We start from the raw sequence: 20,885 nt of genomic DNA on the forward strand, positions 1-20,885 counted from the left end.
CGCGGGGTCTCTCAGGCGCGGGCGAAGGCCGTCGAGTTGACGCCGTTGATGGTGGTGTCGCCCTGTTGAAAGCCCAGGCCGAAGCTGCGGATGACGTTCATCGGGTACTCGAGAACCGGTTCGGTCAGCGCGGCGAGCCGGTCGATCTCCTGCTGCTCCAGCGAGAGGTCCGCCGAGGCCAGGTTGGCGTTCAGCTGCTCGATCGTCCGGGCGCCGATCAGCGTCGAGGTGACCTCCGAGCGCTGCCGGACCCAGGCCAGCGCGACCGCCGCGACGGCTGTCCGGTGCTCGGCGGCGATCTCGGCGAGCACCTCGAGCAAGACGAACGTGGACTCGGTCAGCTGCGGGGCGGCGTACCCCGCCCGGGAGGAATCCTCGACCGAGCGCACCTTGCGGGAGTACTTGCCGGACAGCACCCCGGAGGCGAGCGGGCTCCACGGGGTCACCCCGAGGCCGAGGGCACGGGCGGCGCCGAACTGCTCACCCTCGGGCGTTCGTGTCAGCAGGGAGTACTCGACCTGAAGTGCGGCGAGGCTTTCCCAGCCGCGGGAGCGGGCGATCCCGACGGCCTGGCCGACCCACCAGGCGGGAGTGTTGGAAACCCCTACCGCACGGATCTTTCCGGTGCGTACGAGATCGTCGAGCGTCGACATGGTCTCCTCGATCGGGGTGTGCCGGTCCCACTGATGCATCCAGTAGAGGTCGATGTAGTCAGTGTTGAGCCGGCGCAACGACTCGTCGAGCTGGGCGTGGATGGCCTTGCGGCCGGCGCCGCCCGCGTTCGGGTCGGTGGGATGGAGCGTGCCGCCGAACTTGGTGGCGAGCACGATCCGGTCGCGGCGGCTCGGCTGCTTGCCGAAGTACCGCCCGAGCGTCTCCTCCGACTTTCCGCCGTTGTACTGGTTGGCGGTGTCGATGAAGTTGCCGCCGGCGTCGAGGTAGCGCTCGAGGATCGCGAACGACGCCTCGGGCGTGGAACCCCAGCTGCCGTCGTCGAAGGTCATGGCGCCCAGCGCGAGCGGGCTGACACGCAGGCCGGAAGTCCCAAGGGTGCGGTATGCGGTGAGAGACATGAAAGGCAGTTTGCGGCCGGATTCGCACTCGTAGAAGGGCGCGTCTACCGGGGTGTGCGACACCTACTCGGAGTAGCCGTCAGCCGTGCAAGGACTTGGCGGCACGAACGTCCACCACAGCGACTCGGCGAGCTTGTGGGCCGGCCTTCCCCGGTGCGCCGCGCCCCGTCACTGGTCCAGCGTCACGAGGATGTCCGTCGCCCGGCGCCGCAGTGCCTCTCGTACACTGCCGGGGGTGAGGACCCGCAGCGGCGTCGCGAGGCCGAGCAGGTAACGGGCCAATTCGTCGGCGTCGTACCCGCCGATCTCCACGACGGTGGCGGTGCCGTCCGGTTCGTGCACGCCCATGGACGTCGGGATGAGCTTGCGGGCCTCGTCGAGTGGCAGTGCGAGGCGCACCGTGCAGTAGACGGGATACACCCCGGCGGGCAACGCGAGTCGGACGAGTTCGGCGGCGTCGGGCGGGTCACCCAGCTGCACGGGCCGGCCGGTGGCTTCGATCGCGGCCACCCGGTCGGCGCGGAACGTGCGCCATTGGCCCTTGGCGATGTCCCGGGCCACGAAATACCAGCGCCGTCCGGTCTGCACCAGACGATAGGGATCCACCTCGCGCACCGTCTCCCGGCCTTCCCGGTCCCGGTACGCCATCGTGGCGCGTTCGCCGCGGCGGCAGGCGGTGACGAGGTCGAGCAGGATCTCCAGGGCGATCTGCGGCATGACACGCCGGGGAGCGTGCGCCACGGTGACGTCCACGGCGGCGATCCGGTCGGCGATCCGGCGGGGCAGGACCTGCTGCAATTTGCTCAGCGCCGACAGGGCGGGCTGCTCACTGCCGAGCATCCCGCTGAGCGCCACCTCGCGCAGCGCCACTGCGACGGCGAACGCCTCGTCGTCGTCCAGCGCCAGCGGCGGCACCTTGTTGCCCACCTCGAGCCGATAGCCGCCCCAGGGACCGGGATCGGACTCGACGCCGTACCCGAGCTCGCGCAGTTTGGCCACGTCGCGGCGCACGGTGCGCTCGGTGACCGCCATGCGCGTGGCCAGTTCGGCGTTGGTCCACGACGGCCGTGACGACAACAGCGACAGCAGCCGCAGCAGGCGCGCAGAGGTGCTGATCACACATCCCAGCTTTCCCCGTGACCAGGACAGAAGCTGTCCTGGACCGATCGTAGCTTCGTCGGCACGAGGGCAGAGCGCCTTCACCAAGGAGCTCACGATCATGCAGCAACGCAAGCTCGGCCGTGACGGGCTGACCGTGTCGGCCATCGGTTACGGGGCGATGGGCATCACCACCGGTTATGGCGCCGCCGACGAGCAACAGGGCATCCGCGCGGTCCGACGTGCGTACGACCTCGGCGTCACCTTGTTCGACACCGCCGAGATGTACGGGTGGGGTGCCAACGAACAGGTTCTCGGGCGTGCCGTGCGCGACTTCCGCGACGACATCGTGCTCGCCACCAAGTTCGGCATCACCCCGGAGTACGGCGTCGACAGCCGGCCCGGCCACATCCGCGAGGTCGTCGACAACAGCCTGCGACACCTCGGCGTGGACAAGATCGACATCCTGTACCAACACCGTGTCGACCCGTCGGTGCCCATCGAGGACGTCGCCGGCACGGTCCGCGACCTGATCGCCGAGGGCAAGGTCGGCCACTTCGGTCTCAGCGAAGCCGGCCCGAAGACCGTCCGCCGGGCGCACGCCGTCCAGCCGGTCGCCGTGCTGCAGACCGAGTACTCGCTGTTCGCCCGCGATGTCGAGAAGCTGTTCCCGACACTCGACGAACTCGGCATCGGCCTGGTCGCGTACGCGCCGCTGGGCCGCGGCTTCCTGACCGGCGCCGCGGAGCCCGGCCCGTACCCGGACGGCGACTTCCGCGCCACCGATCCCAGGTGGCAGCCCGGCAACTTCGAGAAGAACCGTGCGGCCATGCTTGAGCTGGCCGGGCTGGCAGCGGCCAAGGGCGCCTCGGTGGCTCAGCTGGCGCTGGCCTGGATCCTGGCCCAGCGCGACGATGTCGTGCCGATCCCGGGCAGCCGCAACGCCGAGCGCATCGCGGAGAACCTGACGGCCGCCGGCCTCACCCTTACCGCCGACGACGGGGAGCGCATCGAGCGGATACTCCCCGGCGGTGGCTTCGGAGCACGGTACGAGCACAACGCCATGCCCGTCTGGGAGTGACCGAGCTGAAGGGGCCGTCCCTCCACATCCGTGGCGGGACGGCCCCTTCACGCTGCCCGCCCAGGTGCTCGGCCAACCCGTCACCGGTGGAGAACTGCGCAAACCCCGATCAAAACCTTCCTTGCGTACGACGGGAGCCAACAGTGATCACGATGTGTGTTGTGTTGTCCGGCGTGCTCGCGGCCCTGTTGGGTGCCGGCGCGCTGGTGTCGGGCCGGCGTCGGGTGTACCGGCTCGCCGCGGGTGGGCGTGAAGTGCTGATCAGTGCGCCGCCCGCGGTGGATGCGGCCGGGGCGGGCGTGTTCTGGGCGACGCTGACCGAAGTGTTGCGCACCGGATGGCGGCAACGGCTGCGGCATGGCCGCGGCTGGACCTGCTACGAATACCGCTGGGACGGGCGGCGGCTGCGCCTGGTGGTCTGGCTGCCCCGTACCGTCGCCATTGATCCTGTCCTTGCCGCGATTCGCGGCGCCTGGCCCGGCGCCGCCTGCACCGTGCAACCGGCGGCCGCGCCATTGCCGCAGGATGCCGCGGCGGCTGCCGGCGCATCGCTGGCCACCGCGCTGCCGGGCTGGTATCCGCTGCGCACCGAGCACCGCGACGATCCGCTGCGCACTCTGATCAGCGCGGCGTCCGCACTGCGCACCGGCGAGCAGGCGTGCGTGCAGATCCTGGCCCGGCCGGCCAGCGGCCGGGCCCGGCGGCGGCTGATCCGCGGCGTGCGGGCCCTGCGCGCCGGCCCGGGCGCGCGCGGGCTGCTCGACCCGGCCGGCTGGCTGCTGGAGGTTCTCGACCTGCTGACCGGCGCGCCGGCCCGGCCGCAGGCCAAGCCGCAGGCAAGCGCCGACCCGCAGCGCGAACGTGACGCCCGCGCCGGGCTCGACCAGCTCGCCGGGCCGCACTGGGAGGTCGCGGTGCGCTGCGCGGTCGCCTCCACCCGCGATGATCAGGCGCGGCTGAGCGTGCTGGCCCGTTCGATCGCGACCGCGTTCGGGCCGTTCACCGGCCGCAACCGGCTGCGGGCGCGCCGGCTGAGGCATCCGGTGGCGCTGGTCAACGGGCGGCGGCTGTGGCGCGGGTTCGTGCTCACCCCGGTCGAGCTGGCGATGCTGGCCGGGCTGCCGCGCGACATCGCCGTACCGGGAATGGAACGTGCCCGGGCCAAAGCGATGCCGGCGCCGGTGGGGATCGCGACCGGAGGTCGCGGCACGAAAGTCCTCGGCCGCGCCGAGGTCGGCGGGCACGCGGTCGCGTTGCGCGCCACTGATGCCCGCCATCACCTGCATGTGCTCGGCTCGACCGGCTCCGGCAAGAGCACGCTGCTGACCAACCTGATCCTCGACGACATCCACGCCGGCCGCGGCACGGTGGTCATCGACCCGAAAGGTGACCTGGTCACCGACCTGCTCGACCGGATCCCGGTCGCCTACGCGCGGCGGCTGGTGCTGCTCGACCCGGACCAGCCGGACGGGCCGACGCTCAATCCGTTGCAGGGCGACGACCATGATCTGCTGGTCGACAACGTGGTCAGCATCTTCGGCCGGATCTTCGCCAAACACTGGGGTCCGCGCATCGACGACACGCTGCGGGTGGCCTGCCTGACCCTGCTGCGGCTGCCGGGCGCCACCCTGACCATGGTGCCCCAGCTGCTCAACGAACACGGGTTCCGCCGCAAATACCTCCAGAACCTCGAGGATCCGGCCGGGCTCGGCGGCTACTGGAGCTGGTACGAGAGCAGCCCGCTGCCGCTGCGCTCGGCGGTGATCGCGCCGGTGCTGGCCCGGCTGCGCTCGCTGCTGCTGCGCGACTTCGTGCGGCACACGTTCGGCTCACCGCACTCCAGCTTCGACATGCGCCGGGTGCTCGACGGCGGGATCCTGCTGGCCCGGCTGCCCAAGGGCCAGCTCGGCGAGGAGGCCGCCCGGGTGATGGGCTCGTTCGTGCTGGCCAGCGCCTGGCAGGCGGCCACCGCCCGGGCCCGGCTGCCGCAGGACAAGCGCCGCGACGCGAGCGTGTACGTCGACGAGGCGCACAACTTTCTCAACCTGCCCGGCTCGGTGGCCGACATGCTCGCCGAAGCCCGCGGCTACGCGCTCGGGCTGGTGCTCGCGCACCAGAACCTGGCGCAGATGCCGCGCGACACGCAGCTGGCGGTCTCCGCGAACGCCCGCAACAAGGTGTTCTTCTCCTGCGCGCCCGAGGACGCCGTCCAGCTGGCCCGGCACACCGCGCCCGAACTCGACGAGCACGACCTGTCGCACCTGGACGCCTACACCGCCGGGTGCCGGCTGGTGGCCGGGGGACGGGAGACGGCCGCGTTCACACTGCGCAGCGCGCCGCCGCGGCCCGCGCTCGGCACCGCCGCCGCACTGCGGGAGGCCCTGGCCCAGGCTCGGTGATTTTTCGGCAGGCCCTGGCCCAGGCCCGGACCTGACCCCGGCCCGCACCCCGGCCGCGCCCCAGCCTCGTACGGCCGGGTCGCGGTCTGTTTCTTTTTGCCCAACACCACAGCTGGGAGGCCATCGTGAACGCGGCCATGCCGCCCCGACAGTTTCCTGAAGGGGAAACTCCCGAACGGGGGAGCAGCCTTCTCACCATTTCGCACCGCCTGCGGGTGCGCGACTACACCATCGCGAACCTGCTCGACGAACACACCACCCTGACCACCGACCAGCTCACCGCGCTGCTGTTCGAGCACCGCACCACCTGCCGGCACCGGCTGCACACGCTGCGCCGGATCGGCTTCATCGACCGGTTCGTGCGCAACCGGCCCGGCGAGCCGAACCCGGCCTGCTGGGTGCCGGGCACCCTGTCGGCCCGGTATGTGGCCCTGGCCCGCGACGAGAACCCGCCGAGCCCGCGGGCGTTGCGGGATCGGCAGGACCGCACGTACGCCAGCCCCTATCTGGATCACCTGCTGGAGGCCAACCAGTTCTTCGTCGAGCTGCTCCTCGACGCCCGCGAGCGGCCGGGGGTGGATCTGGTGCGCTGGTGGTCGGAGCGGACCACGGTGGCCGCGTTCGGGCGGCGCGTGCACCCGGACGGGCACGGGGTGTGGCGTGAACCGGCGGGGGAGACCGGGTTCTTCCTCGAACTCGACCGGGGGACCGAGTCGCTGACCCGGCTGGTCGACAAACTCGGCGCGTACCGGCGGTTGCGTGTCGACGGCGGGCCGGCGTATCCGGTGCTGTTCGCGTTGCCGAGCCGGGCCCGGGAGGAGCATCTGCACGCCAAGCTGGCCGGGCAGCTGCTGGGCGGGGTGCGCGTGGCGACGTGTGTGAGCACGCCGGGGGTGAGCCCGGCCGGGCCGGTGTGGCGGCTGGTCGGCGATGTCCGGCGGCGGCTCACGCTGGTGCAGATCCCGGGTGAGCACGGGGCGGCCGGTCCGCTGAGCCCGGGCCCGGCGGCGCCCGAGCACCACCCGCTCGCCCTGCTCACCGGGGTCCCGCTGCTGCCGTAGGCCGCACCGCTAAGGCCAGACGTACATGGTCACATTCTTCGGCTGGATGTCATGGTCTGCGAGCCTATGGAGATCATCGGCGCCGGGCTTGAGTCAACCGACGCTGAACGCCGCACCATGATCCGCAGTCGTCCGACTCAAGAAACGCGCTGACCTGGGCCCCAGACTCCGAAACCATGTATACCGACTTTGATCTGATGCCGCTGGCCGGCAAGTGGCGGCACGGTTCCTCGACCACCGTGCTGAACGACACCGACCCGTACCGTGGCGATCTTCTCCTGGAAATCCCGCAGGCAACCGTCGAGGACGTCGACGCGGCCTACACCGCCGCCCGCGAAGCGCAACCCGGCTGGGCCTCGACCCCCGCGTCCGAGCGCTCGGCGATCTTCCTGCGCGCCGCCGAGATCATCGACGCCCGCCAGGAGGAGCTGGTGGACTGGCTGACCCGCGAGGCCGGCACCACCCGCGTCCGTGCCCTGGTCGAGATCGGGATCGTGCGGGCCACCACGATGGCCGCCGTCACCCACACCAGCCTGGGTCGCGAGACCGTGGCCAGCGACGTGCCCGGCAAGGAGAACCGGGTCTACCGCCGGCCGGTCGGCGTCGTCGCGGTGATCAGCCCGTGGAACTTCCCGATGCACCTGTCCTACCGCACGGTCGCCCCGGCCCTGGCCGTCGGCAACACCGTGGTGCTCAAGCCGGCCGAGGACACCCCGGTCACCGGCGGCCTGCTGATCGCCAAGATCCTGGAGGAGGCCGGCCTGCCCGCGGGCGTGCTCAGCGTGCTGGTCGGCCCGGGCTCCGAGATCGGCGACGCGATAATCGAGCACCCGATCCCGCGGGTCATCTCGTTCACCGGCTCCACCGGCGTCGGCCAGGGCATCACCCGCAAGGCCGGCGTGAAACGGCTCGCCCTGGAGCTCGGCGGCAACGGCCCGTTCGTGGTGCTCGACGACGCCGACCTGGACCGGGCCGTGGAGGCCGCGGTGTTCAGCAGCTATTGGCACCAGGGCCAGATCTGCATGGCCACCAACCGGGTGATCGTCGACGCGGGCATCCACGACGAGTTCGTCGAGCGCTTCGTCGCCGCGGCCGGCGCGCTGGTCACCGGCGACCCCCGGCAGGCAACCACCCAGATCGGCCCGATAATCAACCACAAACAACTATTGAGCGTACGCAACAAGGTCGCCCGTTCGGTCGCGGCCGGCGCCCGCCTGCTGCTCTCCGGGGAGCCGCACGGCCCGACCGGACGGGTGCTGCCGCCACACGTGCTGCTGGGCACCAACGACGTGGCCACCGCCGCCGAGGAGGTGTTCGGCCCGGTCGCCACCATCATCAAGGCCGACGGGGAACAGGACGCCCTGCGCATCGCCAACGACACCACCTACGGGCTGTCCAGCGCGGTGTTCACCGAGGACGTCGAACGCGGGATCGCCTTCGCGCTGCGCGTCGAGGCCGGCATGACCCACGTCAACGACACCACCGTGCACGACGACGTGCACGTCGCCTTCGGCGGCGAGAAACAGTCCGGCCTGGGCCGCTTCGGCGGCGACTGGGTCCTCGACGACCTGACCACCCAGCACTGGATCAGCGTCCAGCACGTACGCCGCAATCTGCCGTACTGATCGGCAGTCCTTCGACGTAGGCCGCGGACGACACCCGCGGCCCAACGTCCCGGCCCCGGGCGAGCCAATGCCGGGCCGCCACCAATGTCTCCAGCAAACCCGGGGCGGACAGTGAGTTTGGGTCCCGAGGTCAGTTCGCGGAGGCGGGTATCGCCATGGTCACAGACTGTTGCTCGCGGATACGGGCGCGGTAGCGAAGCGGCGACTCACCGACCTCGCGTTTGAACGCTGTACTGAACGCACTCTCCGACGTGTAGCCCAGGTCTGCCGCGATAGTCCCCACCCGCACGTCGCGCTCGCCCAGCGCACGCTGGGCGAGCAGCATGCGCCAGCCGTTCAGGTAGGTCAGCGGCGGTACGCCCGCCACCGCCCGGAAGCGTTCCGCGAAGGAGGTGCGCGACATCGCCGCGGCGTGCGCCAACTCCGCCAGCTTCCAGGCCCTGCCCGGTTCGGCGTGCATGCGGCTGACCGCCGGGCGCAGGCGCGTGTCGGTCAACACCCGCAACCGTCCCGGTGGCAGCTGCGCCTGCCCCACATATGCCCGTAGCACTTCAAGGACCAGCAGTTGCGCGTACTGCCGGATGGCGAAGCCCGATCCCATCCGTGCGGCGCTCACCTCATCGACCAGCTGAGCGACGATGACACGTAGCCGGGTCGCCTCCGCAGCCTCCGCGCGGACATGCCCGACCGGCGGAAGCGCCTGCAGCAGCAAGTCCTCACCAGCCCGGTTGAGCAGCACCCGGCCACCCACGACAAGATCGCAATCCGGGTCGGTGCTCAGAACGCCGGTGGTCAGGTCCGTGATCTCCGGCTCGATCTCCCGCACCGGGCCGTCGCCGGTGCCGCCTTCGAGCTCAAGCCAGGAACGGCCGTTCAAGATGGCGACGTCGCCCTCTTCGAGGTACACGGGCGCCTCAAGGCCGTCGGCCGACAGCCGAGCACGCCCGCGCACCATCACCGCGAGCTTCAGCGGGGTCCGGCTGAACGAGCGGGCTACCCAACGCCCGCGCGCCGCGAACGCACCAGTCACCTGCCCGCGCGCCTCAACGACATCGAATACCTCGGAGAACTCGTCCATGCCCGGACTATCGCAAAGAAAAAATGAACTATCAACCATTCTCCGTACGGCGGATGCGCCTACCGTTGAATCATGACCATCGAACAGCAGCACCCCATCGAAACCCCGTTCACCGCCGCATCGACGGCGGACGACGTCTTGGCCGGCCTCGACCTGACCGGTAAGAACGTCATCATCACCGGGGGTGCCGGCGGCCTCGGCCTGGAGGTCACCCGCGCGCTGAGCAAGGCCGGCGCCTCGATCACCGTCGCTGCCCGCAACGCTGAACGAGCCACCGTCACCCTCGCCGGCATCGACCACGTCGAGGTCAGCGAACTGGACCTGCTCGAGCCCGCCTCAATCGACGCCTTCGCGAACCGCTACCTGGCCACCGGCCGCCCGCTGCACATCCTCATCAACAACGCCGGCAACGCCTACGGCAAGCTCACCCTCGACGCCCGCGGCTACGAGGCGGGTTTCGCGGCGTTCCATCTCGGCCACTTCCAGCTCACCCTTGCCCTGCACCCGGCGTTGCAGGCCGCGCACGGCGCCCGGATCGTCAACGTCTCCTCCGGCGCGCACCGCACCAGCGACATCCGCTGGGACGACCTGCACTTCTCGCAGGGCTACCACGGCAACCTCGCCTACGGGCAGGTCAAGACCGCCGGCGTCCTGTTCGCCGTCGAACTCGACCGGTGCTGGGCCGGCGAGGACATCCGCGCCTTCGCCGTGCATCCCGGCATCTCCGTCGCTTCGAACCTGGCCCACCTGGAACAGGGCACCTTCACCATGCGGCAGCTGCAGGCTATGGGCTTGGTCGATGAGAGCGAACAGCCGATCATCGACCCCGAACACGAGAAGAAGACACCCCAGCAGGCCGCCGCGACGATCGTGTTCGGCGCGACCAGCCCGCTGCTCGACGGCATCGGCGGCGTCTACCTGAAGAACAGCAATGTCGCGCCCGTGGACCCGACTCCGTGGGGACCCACCCCGGTGGGCGAGAAGCCGATCGTGCTGTCCGACGCCGCACCCCACGCGCTCGACCCGAAGTCCGCGCAGCGGCTCTGGGAACTCAGCGAGAAGCTGCTGACCAGGTAGCCCCATCATGCCGAGTAACGCGAGAAGCGATTGTCCAAGGTTCCAGTCGCCGTGTTGACAGCAACGTGGTTCCGTCGCGGATCTTGTCGTACCTCCCGAGCATGATCAACGTTGTGGATGACGATGCGCACTCGGGAAGACGGCCTCGAACGGAGGAGGAGTGGAAAGCGGCAGAGCAGCAGTGGGACGCGTTGAGTGTGGCCAACGATGTTCGCGTGTGGTCGGCCGGGTGGCGGGCGGCGGGTGATCCTGACCTCGAGCGGGTTGAGTGGGGCCGGTTCCATCACTGGCGCGGTCCTGCCGACGATGTGCCCGGCCTGCTGCGTTGCCTGGCCGGTCCGGATCCGCAAGAGGCCCGCCAGGCGCTGCGCGGGTTGCGGGATCGGTTGATCCAGGAGATGGCCACGTCGGCTCCGGCCGCGCTCGCGGTGCCGTTCTTGCTGCGGATGGCTGCCGACTCGGCCGCACACTGCCGCGCTGGAGCGTTGTATCTGGCGGCTTGGGCCGGGCATCGGGTGAACTTCGTCGTCGAGACCCGCTCGACGCTGTTCTGGGTGGAATGGCCGGTGGACGAGTTCACGTTCGGGCCGGGTGAGGCGGACCGCAGCGACTGGTCCATTCAGGCGGCGCGTGAGGCGCTCGGCGCTGATGCGGGGATTCTGATCGACCTTGTCGACGACGACGATCCGGAGGTGCGCATCGCTGCGGTGTTCGCGCTCGCCACTGCTCTGGATTTGCCGCGGTCCGCCGACGGCGCGCTGCGGGCCCGGCTGGCCGTCGAGCCTGATCCTGCCGTCCGGGTCAGTCTGGTACTGGCCATCGGGCAGCTCGGCGGCGACGCGGGCGAGGCCGAGCGACGCTGGCGCGATCCGGCCCTGCCCGGCGACGTCCGGTTCGCGGCGGCTCTCGCCTGGCTCTGTGTGACGGATCTGCCCGCACCCGCCGACCTGACCGGGCTGCTGACCGAGCTCACGACGCCCGAGACGGAGCAGGTAATGCTGCGCGTGCCATGGGCCGAGTTCACCTCGCTCGAGGCGCAACAGCGGCTCCCGGCCTCGCCCTGGCCGGCTGACAACCTCACCGGCGGGCTGGCCGGATGGCTGGCCGAGCTGCTCGCCGACGCGTTCGGAAAGCGGTATTGGGTGCCCTTCCCGCGTAAATGAGAGCGCGCCACAAATCAGGCAAGGACCACGGCACTGATTGAACGTGCGTTTCGGCATCGATTGTTTCGACACCATCGCTTGCCAAGGATGCGTTGGGTTGCTGGGCTGCATATAGCAGCCTTCGTGGCGGCATGCGTTATCGTCCGCTTTGGGTGGGTGTGCGATCATCTCTGCGGTTGGTGCAGGCAGTTGCCTGCGGTCGCGGAGACGGGTTTAGGGTGGGGCATGGCGGACAACGAGGCGGCTGGCGAGGTTGAACCCGTTTTTCGCCAGGACGTCACCGTGGAACTTGTGCGGGGCAGCGCCCAGGACGCCGATGTGCTTTTCGCGGCGCGGGTGTCGACGATGGGCGAGCAGTCCCTTGATGAGCTGCAGAAGGATCCCGAGCGTTCCCGGGGATTGATCAACTATCTGATGCGTGACCGGCATGGGACGCCGTTCGAGCACAACTCCATGACCTTCTTCGTCAGCGCGCCGATCTTTGTGTTCCGCGAGTTCCAGCGGCACCGTGTCGGCTTCTCCTACAACGAGGAAAGCGGCCGTTACCGGGAGCTGCAGCCGGTCTTCTACGTTCCCGGCCCGGATCGCAGGCTGGTCCAGCGTGGCCGCCCCGGTAAGTACGAGTTCTTCGAGGGTTCGGTTGAGCAGCACCAACTGGTGACCAAGACCATGGAAGCCTCCTATACCCAGGCTTACCTGGCTTATCAGGAGATGCTTGCCGCCGGCATCGCCCGTGAGGTGGCGCGGGCGGTGCTGCCGGTGGGCCTCTTCTCCTCGATGTATGTCACTTGCAACGCCCGATCGCTGATGGCGTTCCTCTCGTTGCGTACGAAGGACGATCGGGCGACCGTCCCGTCCTTCCCGCAGCGCGAGATCGAGATGGTCGCCGAGGCGATGGAAGCGCTCTGGGCCGAGAGGATGCCGTTGACGCACGCCGCGTTCAACGCCAACGGCCGCGTCGGACCATAGGCAGGCAGCGGACTCGGGCCGGGCCACCACGACGTCTCCGCCCTTTTGCGGACGGGCCGGCCGTACAAGGCGAGCTGGCGAAGTAGTGATCGACCGTCGACAGGATTGCCGCGGTTCGGGGGGCGTCGGGCGGGCCGAGGCCCTGTCACAATGTCCGGCGTGACACACCCCTCGGGGCACGAGCCGCCGGCCGGACAGCCGGCCGACTCTGCCTATTCACCGCCTGATCAATCGCCACCGCCCGGATACGCCCCGCCCGGATACGCCCCGCCCGGATACGCCCCGCCCGGTTATCCACCGCCTGGATATGGGCCGCCCGGATATGGGCCGCCCGGATATGGGCCGCCCGGTTATCCGCCGGGACCGGCGGGTGGATACGCGCCGCACGGTGGGTACTGGCCTTCGCCGGTCAGCCCGTCCGGTCAGCCGCTGAGCGACTTCGGTACGCGCTTGGTCGCGTACCTTATCGATTCGGTCGTTCTGGGTTTTGCTGTGGGCATCGTCGTCTTCCCGCTTCTGTTCCTGGTCGTCTTCCGGTTTGCCGACGGGATGGCGGACCCGGACCAGTTGGCAGACGATCAGTTCCCCGCGGCGTTCTTCATCACGGTCTTCGCTGCGGAGTTCGGGCTGTTCCTGTTCAGCCTGCTCTGTCAGTACCTCTATACGGTCGAGCTGCTGGTGCGCTGGAACGGCCAGACACTCGGCAAGCGGATCATGAAGATCCGGGTGGTCAGCCTCCACCCCGGCGTGCCATTGACCAGGGGCATCGCGGCCAGGCGTTTCCTGTTGGTCGTCGCCGGCGTCTTCGTGCCGGTGCTGCCGCTGCTCGACGGTCTGTGGCAGCTCTGGGACAAGCCGTTCCGGCAGTGCCTGCATGACAAGGCGGCCGAGACAGTGGTCGTCACGACCTCGGCGTGAGCTGACCGACCGTACCTCGGCAGGGTTTTTGTTGGTTGGTTTACCAATTTGCCAACGAGGCCTTGCCGAGGTGGTCAGCGCATCAGAGGGCGTCGAACGGGACTGATTCCCAGGCGTCGCGCAGCAGGGACACCAGTTTGTCGTCGGCCGGGAAGGGCATGCCGTCGATGCTGCCGATCGGCTGGGCCGGGCAGATCGAGTTGACCGCGGCCGCACCGGCCAGCAGCGGCAACTCGACCGCGTCGACGGGGCGCAGGGTCCACGGCGTCCCGTTCATGGTCAGCGCCAGCTGCAGCAGCACCATGGTCACGCCCTTGAGCATCGGCGCCTGCGGCCAGATCACCCGGTCGCCGTCGAAGAACGCCACGTTCCACGTTGTGCCCTCGCTGACCAGGTTGTCCGGGGCGACGAAGAGGGCATCGTCGTAGCCCGCCAGGCGCGCCTGCTGCACGGCGTACGTCAGTCCCATGGTCGCCGCGTGCTTCTGCGCCGGCCAATCGCGCCGATAGCCGTCGGTCCGGACCCGAAGCGGCGAGGCGGCGGTGTCGTCCCTGGGTTCGCTCACCGAGATCAGGATGTCCGGCGCTGCCCCGCGAGTGCTCGGCGGCACGAACCCGACCCGCACCGAGGCGTCCGTCTCGTCGCCGAGCGCGTGCCGGATGAGCGCGAGCAGCCGCTGCTCGTCGTCGATGCCCATCCGGTAGTTGAAGAATTCCTCGTTGCCGTCGGAGAGCCGGGCCAGGTGCAGGGCCAGACCGCGGACGGCCAGGCCACGCACCTGCATCGAGGTGAAATGTCCGTAGTTCGCGGACGTCAGTCGCTGGAGGTCGGCGATGTCGGACGGTACGCGGCCGTTCAGCTCGATGTTCAGCACAGCGTTCAGCCTAGGGGGAGCCAACCGATGAGGTTGTAGAGGAAGGCCACGCCCAGGTAGCCGAGGGCGGCCACGGTCGTGACCGTGTACGCCAGCCGGCCCTTGACCGTCCACCAGCCCCGGGTCCACGCCGCGCCGGTGCCCACGAGCAGCACCGCCGTGGTCCCGGCTGCGACCGTGTTCAGCGCGAGCATGGCCGTCAGCGCCGGCGTGCCCAGCAGGACCGTCTCGGTCAGCGCGTTGAAGTCCGTGGCCATCATCAGGAACCATCCGGTGAACCCGGCCGCGAGCGCGCCGGTGAGCCACGCCGCCAGCCGGGCTCCCTGCGCCCATCGCGAGTGGCGTTGCCGGCCCCGCGAGCGCCGCACCAGCGCCATGACCGGGAACCACACGACGGCAAGCAGCAGCACCAGCAGGCCGGTGACCAGCACGATCTGATGCGCGACGGGCGAGGAGTACCAGGCCAGTCGCTGGTACGCGACGCTCGGATCCTGCGTCGAGAACAGGTTGCCCTTGCCGTCGAAAGCGATCCGCGCCTGCCCGCCGACCTGCTGGAACAGCCGCGGCCCGATCGGATACCAACGCTGTTGCTGGGCGTTGGGGTCGAGCGCGATGCCGTCGGTGGTCACCGTGCCGTCGTCGTGCACGGCCACGGTGATCGGCGAGACGAGCGCGACGACCCGGGTCACCTGGGTGTGGCTGGTGCGGTCGATGCGGTACTGGCCGGCCAGACCCGACGTGTCGGTTCCGCTGACCGCTTTCGGCGCGGCGGGGCTGCCGGGCACGTACCGGTCAATGATCTGGTTTATGAGGTCTTTGCCGTCCCAATTGGCGAGGCCGCCGGTCCCGTCGCCGTTGTAGACCACGTAGACGCCCAGGTCCTGCTCGGGCAGCATCTCCAGATTGGTGTGGAAGCCCGGCAGGTCGCCGTCCTTGAACAGCAGGGGCCGGCCGTTGCGCGGCTCCTCCTGCAGCATCCACGCCATCCCGGGTAGCCGGGGATCCATCGTGAAATGCTGCTGCTTCACCGCCTGGGCGACGCCGGCGCCGAGGCTGGGGGAGTCGTCGAGCAGCGCGGTCATCAGGCGGCCGATGTCGGTCGCGGTGGCCACGGTGCCCGCCCCGGTCGGCGACCACGCGCCGTACTGGCCCTGCTCGGCGATCTGCTTGTCGCCCACCGGGCGGTAACCCTGGGCCAGGCGGGCCTGGATCGTGGCTGGATGCGGCTGTACGAAGGTGGTGTCGTTCATGGCCAGTGGCGTCAGGATGTGGTGCTGCACGTACTCGGCGAACGGCTCGCCGGAGACCGTTTCGACCAGGTAGCCGGCGAGGGCGACACCGTAGTTGTCGTACTGGGCCAGCAGCCCCGGCGGCCGGATCCGTTCGGGCTGGTGCGCGGCCAGGTAGGCGCCCAGCTCAGGCACGTCGGCCGGGTCGGCCACGGCGGCGCCGGTCGGTGCGTCGTCGAAGCCCGCGGTGTGGGTCAGCAGGCTCTGTGCCGTGACCGGATGCCCGGGAAAGGTGTTGCGCACCTGGAAGGTCTTCAAATACTTGTTCACGTCGGCGTCCGGGTCGATCCGGCCCTGCTGGATCAGCTGAGCCATGGCCGTCGCCGTGAACACCTTGGCCACCGAGGCGGTGAAGAACGCCGTCGAGTCCGCGTCGACCGGCGTCCCGGCGGCGACGTTCGACACGCCGTAGCCCTTGGCGAAGACCTGCTTGCCGCCGGCCACGACGACGACCGCGGCGCCGGGGATCCGGTCGCGGCTCAGCTGCTCGGCGACGACCCGGTCGACCAGCTGCCCGACGCCGGTCAGATCGGGGGTGACCGCCCTTGCCGGTGCCGCCGAGGCCGCCGGGACCGCCGCGACGGACAGCGCCGCGGCGAGCACGCCGATGGTCAGCGCCCGTTGAAGACCTACGTTTCGCATGACGAGAGCCTGTCGAAACGGCGGCCGGCTCTCGATCCCGCAGACACCCGGCCGCCAGGTAGGGCCAGCCTCACCTCGCACTCGCCGGTCCATGCCGCCCGACACCGCCGGCAAGACCCAAAAGATCAAAATCCGCTTACGGTACGACCGGTGCCCGCGCCCGGCCGACGCCGGAAATCGTGGGCCTGGGAGTGGGTGCCGATCCAAGGCTGGCCGCGGAGCCGGTCGGCTCGACGGATTGTGGCCTGGGTCACATCGCTTCGGCTATCCGTCGGGCGGCCGGCACCGTCCTACTGAGCGTGGATGATCGGGAAGCGGAGACCGAGGTGCAGCTGGTTCGCCGCTGCGCGCGCGGTGAGCATGCCGCTTTCGACGAGTTGTACCGGCGTACGGCGCCGTGGCTGGCCACCCGGTTGCGGCGGCGCTGTTCCGACGACGAGGTCGTGGCCGAGGTCCTGCAGGAGACCTACCTGGCGGTGTGGCGCTCGGCGGGCTCGTTCACCGGCACCGCGCAGAGCGGCGCGACCGGCTGGATCTGGACGATCGCGGCACGCCGGCTGGTGGACGCTTTCCGGCACCGGGCCCGCGCGGCCGAGCTCCCGGCGGCGATCGCCGCCGAGGCGCCGGCGCCCGCCGCCGAGGACGAGGTGCTGGCCGGCCGGGTCGAGGCGGACCTGCTGCGGGCCCTGCACACCCTGGCTCCGGAGGTCCGGCGGGTGCTGCAGGCGATGGTTCTGGACGGGCTCTCGGTCCGCGACACCTCGGCTCTGCTCGGCGTGCCGGAAAGCACCGTGAAGATGCGCGCCAGGATGGCACGCATCCGGCTTCGGGAGGCGCTGTCATGACCGCGCACATCGACGACGACCTGTTGGCGCGCTATGCCGGGATCAGCGAGAGCCTGCCGGATGCCGCCGTCTGGGACGTGGAGATGCACTTGGACACCTGCTCGGGCTGCCGTGGCCGGCTCGGCGCGGTCGTGCACCCCGGCACGGCGGCGATGGTCGCCCAGGTCGGTGGGGAACTGACCGGCTCGTTGCCCGCGGTGGTGCCGTACCGGCGGCTCGGGGCGTTGCGCCGGTGGTCGACCTGGTCGTTGGTGCCGCGGCTGATGGTCAGCGTCGGCGCGCTGCTGGCGGCGCTGCTGCTGCAGGTGGTCAATCCGCACTATCCGTCGCCGGTGCTGCTGATCGCCCCGGTCGTGCCGCTGTTCGGCGTCGCGGCGGCGTGCTCGCGCCGCGACGATCCGGCGTGGGAGCTCGTGGTCGCCTCCCCGCAGGGCGGCGTGCTGATGGTGCTGCGCCGCACCGTGACGGTGCTTGCCGCGCTGCTGCCGGTGCTCGCGCTGGTCGGCTGGGCGTCCGGGACCTCGGTGGCGTTGTGGCTGCTGCCCTGCCTGACCGTCACCTCGGCCACGATCGCGCTGGGCAGCCTGCTCGGCGTCCGGCGCGCTGCCGGTGTCGTCGCCGCCGCCTGGATCGCCGTGGTGACGGCGCCGGCGATGCTGACCCACCAGGTGCCCGGCGTGCTGGCCGCCGACAAGGCGCCGCTCTGGGCGATCACCGGACTGCTTCTGACCGCGCTGGCCTGGGCCCGCGCCGACACCTTCCAACGACTGGCCAGCGGCAACTGATCAACCTGCACCCGCTGTTGTCCCGCTGCCTGCCGGCAGCTGATGAGCCCTGCCCAAGGAGCGATTATGGTACGAAGTCTGTCCGAGCCCGAGGTGCGACCGGCCGCGTGGGCGCACGCGGTGCAGGCACACGGCCTGCAGGTGCGGGCCGGCCGGCACCTGGCGGTCACCGGCCTCGACCTGCGCCTCGGTGTCGGCGTCCACGGCCTGCTGGGCCCCAACGGCGCCGGAAAGACCACGCTGATGCGCGCGCTGGCCACCGTGCTGAGGCCGGCCGCCGGCCGCCTGGAACTGCTGGGCCGGCCGGTGCACGAGCGCCGGGCCGATCTGCGGCCGGTCCGGCGCATGACGGGCTATCTGCCGCAGGAGTTCGGCTATTACCCGAAGTTCACCGTCCGCGAGTTCGTCGAATACATGGCCTGGCTCAAGGAGATGCCCAGGGCCGGCGTCGCCGTGGCCGCCGAACGGGCGATCGCGCGGGTCGGGCTCACCGGCCGCGCCGACAGCAAGCTCAAACAGCTGTCCGGCGGGATGCTGCGCCGCGCCGGCGTCGCCCAGGCCATCGTCAACGACCCGGCGTTGCTGCTTCTCGACGAGCCCACCGTGGGTCTGGACCCGGAGCAGCGGCTGAGCTTCCGCGAGCTGCTGCGCGAGCTCGGCGCCGACACCTGCGTGCTGGTCTCCACCCACCTGGTCGAGGACGTGGTGGCCTCGTGCACCGAGGTGGTCGTCGTCCATACCGGCCGGCTGGTGTGGCAGGGCACGCCCGCCGAACTGGCCGACCGCGGCGGCACCGGTGACCCCGGGGACAGCGCCGCTGAACGTGGCTACTCCGCGCTGGTCGGCCAGGCCCGGCGGGAGGCCGGCGAATGATCCGCGCGCTCGCCATCGACCTGCGCCGCAGCGCCGCGCTCGGCAGCGGCCTGATCGTGCTTCTGCTCGGCCTGGCCGCGATGTATCTGCTCTTCGGAGTCGAGGCGTGGAGCAGCCGATGGTCCCCGCTGGCCGAGACACTGCGCAGTGCGATGGGCTTCACCTGGCCCCTCACCGTCGCCGCCGGCGCCTGGCTGAGCGACCGCGACCGGCGCGGGCGCGTCGGCGAGTTGTTCACCAGCACTGCCCGGCCCGGCTGGCAACGCGCCGCGTCCCCGGCTCTTGCGCTGAGTCTCACCGTCACCGTCGCCTACCTGCTGACGGTTTTCGCATGCCTGCCGCTGGTGGTCGGCTCGGCGACCTACTTCAACCCCGCCGCGATCGCCGTCATCGCCACCGGCCTGCCGATGCTGCTCGCCGCCGGCCTGCTCGGCATGGGTCTGGGCGTCGTCGTACCGTCGCGGTTCACCGCGCCCGCGCTGGCCATCGCCGGGCTGACGCTGGCCAGCGCCCCCGGTCTGCTGTCCGCCTACGACGCCGGCCGCATTCAGCAGTACGTCGCTCTGCTGTCGCCGGTGCTCGGCCAGAGCGGCGACTTCGTCATCGTGCCGGCCCGGTTGAGCCTGGCCCAGTCCATCTGGGCGCTCGCCCTGGCCGCCACCGGATTCCTGCTGCTGTCGGCCATCGGCGGGCGCGCCCGTACGGCTGCCGTTCTTCCGGCCGTGTCCGGTGCCGTGACCGCGCTGCTTCTGCTGGCCCCGACCGGACCGGCCAGCAGCGTCGACGCCGCCGACGCCGGTGCCCGCGAACTGGTCTGCGCCGACGCAACGCCGCGCGTCTGTGTCCGACGGGTACACGCCGGCATGCTCGCCGACGCGGTCGCACCCGCTCGCGACGCCCTGCACCGGCTCAGTCGCCTGCCGGATCCACCCACCGCCGTCGAAGAAGGCGTCGAGGTGATCAGCGGTGACCCCGACGAGCAGGACACGCCGTCCGCGCAGACCGCGCGGTTCTACCTGCAGACCGGACTGGCCGCGCAGATCGACGCCGAGCAGGTCAGGCTGCAACTGCTCAGCGGTGCCGGGGTCATCAGCTGCGGAGACACCGGCAACTGGGAGACGTACGCCGCCGCCCGGCTGGCCGCCGCGTACTGGCTGCTCGAAACCGCGCCACCGGCCACCGAGCCGAAAGCGGTCGAGGCGTGGCAGCGGCTGACCGCACTGCCCGCAGCCGAACAGCTGGCCCGCATCGGCGCGCTCCGTGAAGCCGGCCTCGCCTGCAACGCCGACGCCCTGTGGGGCATCCTGATGGACGGCCCGCGATGACGGGACTGGCCCACCACCTTCGAGCACGCCGGGTACCCGCCGCCATGATCGGCGCCGCGGGCCTGGTCTGGGGTCTCTGGGCGATCTGGACCGCGATCTCGCCGTCCGGATTCCTGCCGGCTCCACTGTCCATGGCCGCCATCGGCTTCGCGGCCATCGCGGTCGGCACCACGCTCACCGGTCCTGACCCCGACCTGGACCGCACCGCCGCACTGCCCTGGCCGACTCGGCGTGCCCTGCACCTGACGCTCGCCGCCCTCGCCATCCTCGCTCTGCTGTTGTCGGTGGCCGGCACGGCGCACGGATACGGCGAGCCGGTCGTGCTTGCGCGCAACTGCGCCGGGGCGCTCGGTCTGATCAGTCTTGGCGCCGCCACCCTTGGCAGCGCACGCACGTGGTTCTTCCTGGTCCCCTTCCTGACCATCCCGCCGTTTCTGCCGGTCACTCGCACCGCCGGCGACAGCGTCCTCGGCCAGATATTGAGCTGGCCGCTGCAGCCCGCCGAGTCCGGCGCAGCCGGCACGACCGCTGCGGTGCTGCTGGTCCTCGGCACAGCCGACTACATCCTGCGCGGATCACGGCCGACCACGTCACCACGAGCCGCCGTCTGACATCGCTGTCGGTCGCGTCGGCAATGCCGCAGATTCAATTGGACCGATAATCTTCCGCCTCGGTCTTGGCACCGAGAGGACCCAGCACTCCCAGCCCGC

General features: G+C 70.4%; 18 protein-coding genes. 13 read left to right on the forward strand and 5 right to left on the reverse strand.

Annotation, left to right across the window (positions count from 1 at the left end):
- Window positions 1–11 precede the first annotated feature (11 nt).
- Both L3i22_RS19660 and L3i22_RS19665 read right to left on the reverse strand, forming a co-directional pair.
- Entirely contained in the window at window positions 12–1,073 is a 1,062-nt protein-coding gene (locus tag L3i22_RS19660; RefSeq protein WP_221328414.1) for an aldo/keto reductase, read from the reverse strand.
- A 168-nt stretch (window positions 1,074–1,241) separates the two neighbouring features.
- Window positions 1,242–2,192: a YafY family protein gene (locus L3i22_RS19665; RefSeq protein WP_221328415.1), complete on the reverse strand. Its 951-nt coding sequence runs from the start codon at window positions 2,190–2,192 to the stop codon at window positions 1,242–1,244.
- Between the two features lie 100 nt (window positions 2,193–2,292).
- Here L3i22_RS19665 and L3i22_RS19670 point away from each other — a divergent pair, with 100 nt between their 5' ends.
- From L3i22_RS19670 to L3i22_RS19685, 4 genes are all read left to right on the forward strand, one after another.
- A complete protein-coding gene (locus tag L3i22_RS19670) occupies window positions 2,293–3,252 on the forward strand; it encodes an aldo/keto reductase (protein WP_221328416.1) in 960 nt (319 codons plus the stop codon).
- A 152-nt stretch (window positions 3,253–3,404) separates the two neighbouring features.
- On the forward strand, window positions 3,405–5,651 hold the full coding sequence (locus L3i22_RS19675) for a helicase HerA domain-containing protein (protein WP_255658409.1): 2,247 nt from the start codon (window positions 3,405–3,407) through the stop codon (window positions 5,649–5,651).
- Between the two features lie 215 nt (window positions 5,652–5,866).
- Window positions 5,867–6,712 (forward strand): replication-relaxation family protein, encoded by an 846-nt coding sequence (locus L3i22_RS19680; RefSeq protein ID WP_221328418.1) that lies wholly within the window; start codon window positions 5,867–5,869, stop codon window positions 6,710–6,712.
- Window positions 6,713–6,888: 176 nt separating this feature from the next.
- Window positions 6,889–8,337, forward strand: coding sequence for an aldehyde dehydrogenase family protein (locus tag L3i22_RS19685; RefSeq protein ID WP_221328419.1), 1,449 nt, complete (start codon window positions 6,889–6,891; stop codon window positions 8,335–8,337).
- 130 nt (window positions 8,338–8,467) lie between these two features.
- On the opposite strand, the gene L3i22_RS19690 is transcribed toward L3i22_RS19685, so the two are convergent.
- Window positions 8,468–9,415: an AraC family transcriptional regulator gene (locus tag L3i22_RS19690; protein ID WP_221328420.1), complete on the reverse strand. Its 948-nt coding sequence runs from the start codon at window positions 9,413–9,415 to the stop codon at window positions 8,468–8,470.
- A gap of 72 nt (window positions 9,416–9,487) precedes the next feature.
- On the opposite strand from L3i22_RS19690, the gene L3i22_RS19695 reads away from it, so the two are divergent.
- From L3i22_RS19695 to L3i22_RS19710, 4 genes are all read left to right on the forward strand, one after another.
- Window positions 9,488–10,492 (forward strand): SDR family NAD(P)-dependent oxidoreductase, encoded by a 1,005-nt coding sequence (locus L3i22_RS19695; RefSeq protein ID WP_221328421.1) that lies wholly within the window; start codon window positions 9,488–9,490, stop codon window positions 10,490–10,492.
- Between the two features lie 101 nt (window positions 10,493–10,593).
- A complete protein-coding gene (locus L3i22_RS19700; protein WP_221328422.1) occupies window positions 10,594–11,655 on the forward strand; it encodes a hypothetical protein in 1,062 nt (353 codons plus the stop codon).
- A gap of 225 nt (window positions 11,656–11,880) precedes the next feature.
- Entirely contained in the window at window positions 11,881–12,624 is a 744-nt protein-coding gene (gene thyX / locus L3i22_RS19705) for an FAD-dependent thymidylate synthase (RefSeq protein ID WP_221328423.1), read from the forward strand.
- Window positions 12,625–12,774: 150 nt separating this feature from the next.
- Window positions 12,775–13,542 (forward strand): RDD family protein, encoded by a 768-nt coding sequence (locus L3i22_RS19710; protein WP_221328424.1) that lies wholly within the window; start codon window positions 12,775–12,777, stop codon window positions 13,540–13,542.
- A gap of 82 nt (window positions 13,543–13,624) precedes the next feature.
- Here the strand turns inward: L3i22_RS19710 and L3i22_RS19715 are convergent, their stop codons facing one another.
- Window positions 13,625–14,416 (reverse strand): aminotransferase class IV, encoded by a 792-nt coding sequence (locus tag L3i22_RS19715; protein ID WP_221328425.1) that lies wholly within the window; start codon window positions 14,414–14,416, stop codon window positions 13,625–13,627.
- A 5-nt stretch (window positions 14,417–14,421) separates the two neighbouring features.
- Complete coding sequence (locus tag L3i22_RS19720; RefSeq protein ID WP_221328426.1) at window positions 14,422–16,347, reverse strand: serine hydrolase; 1,926 nt, start codon at window positions 16,345–16,347, stop codon at window positions 14,422–14,424.
- Between the two features lie 299 nt (window positions 16,348–16,646).
- On the opposite strand from L3i22_RS19720, the gene L3i22_RS19725 reads away from it, so the two are divergent.
- The 5 genes from L3i22_RS19725 (at window position 16,647) to L3i22_RS19745 (ending at window position 20,786) form a co-directional block, all read left to right on the forward strand.
- The gene (locus L3i22_RS19725) at window positions 16,647–17,192 is read left to right on the forward strand and encodes an RNA polymerase sigma factor (RefSeq protein WP_255658410.1); all 546 of its coding nucleotides are present in this window, start codon (window positions 16,647–16,649) and stop codon (window positions 17,190–17,192) included.
- Entirely contained in the window at window positions 17,189–17,977 is a 789-nt protein-coding gene (locus L3i22_RS19730) for a hypothetical protein (RefSeq protein WP_221328427.1), read from the forward strand. Before L3i22_RS19725 ends, L3i22_RS19730 begins: the two co-directional genes overlap by 4 nt.
- Before the next feature lie 66 nt (window positions 17,978–18,043).
- Complete coding sequence (locus L3i22_RS19735; RefSeq protein WP_221328428.1) at window positions 18,044–18,850, forward strand: ABC transporter ATP-binding protein; 807 nt, start codon at window positions 18,044–18,046, stop codon at window positions 18,848–18,850.
- On the forward strand, window positions 18,847–20,175 hold the full coding sequence (locus tag L3i22_RS19740) for an ABC transporter permease (protein ID WP_221328429.1): 1,329 nt from the start codon (window positions 18,847–18,849) through the stop codon (window positions 20,173–20,175). The genes L3i22_RS19735 and L3i22_RS19740 overlap by 4 nt, the downstream gene beginning before the upstream one ends.
- The gene (locus L3i22_RS19745) at window positions 20,172–20,786 is read left to right on the forward strand and encodes a hypothetical protein (RefSeq protein WP_221328430.1); all 615 of its coding nucleotides are present in this window, start codon (window positions 20,172–20,174) and stop codon (window positions 20,784–20,786) included. Before L3i22_RS19740 ends, L3i22_RS19745 begins: the two co-directional genes overlap by 4 nt.
- Window positions 20,787–20,885 lie beyond the last annotated feature (99 nt).

The sequence above is a fragment of the Actinoplanes sp. L3-i22 genome, from assembly GCF_019704555.1.
In the GTDB taxonomy this organism is placed as follows: domain Bacteria; phylum Actinomycetota; class Actinomycetes; order Mycobacteriales; family Micromonosporaceae; genus Actinoplanes.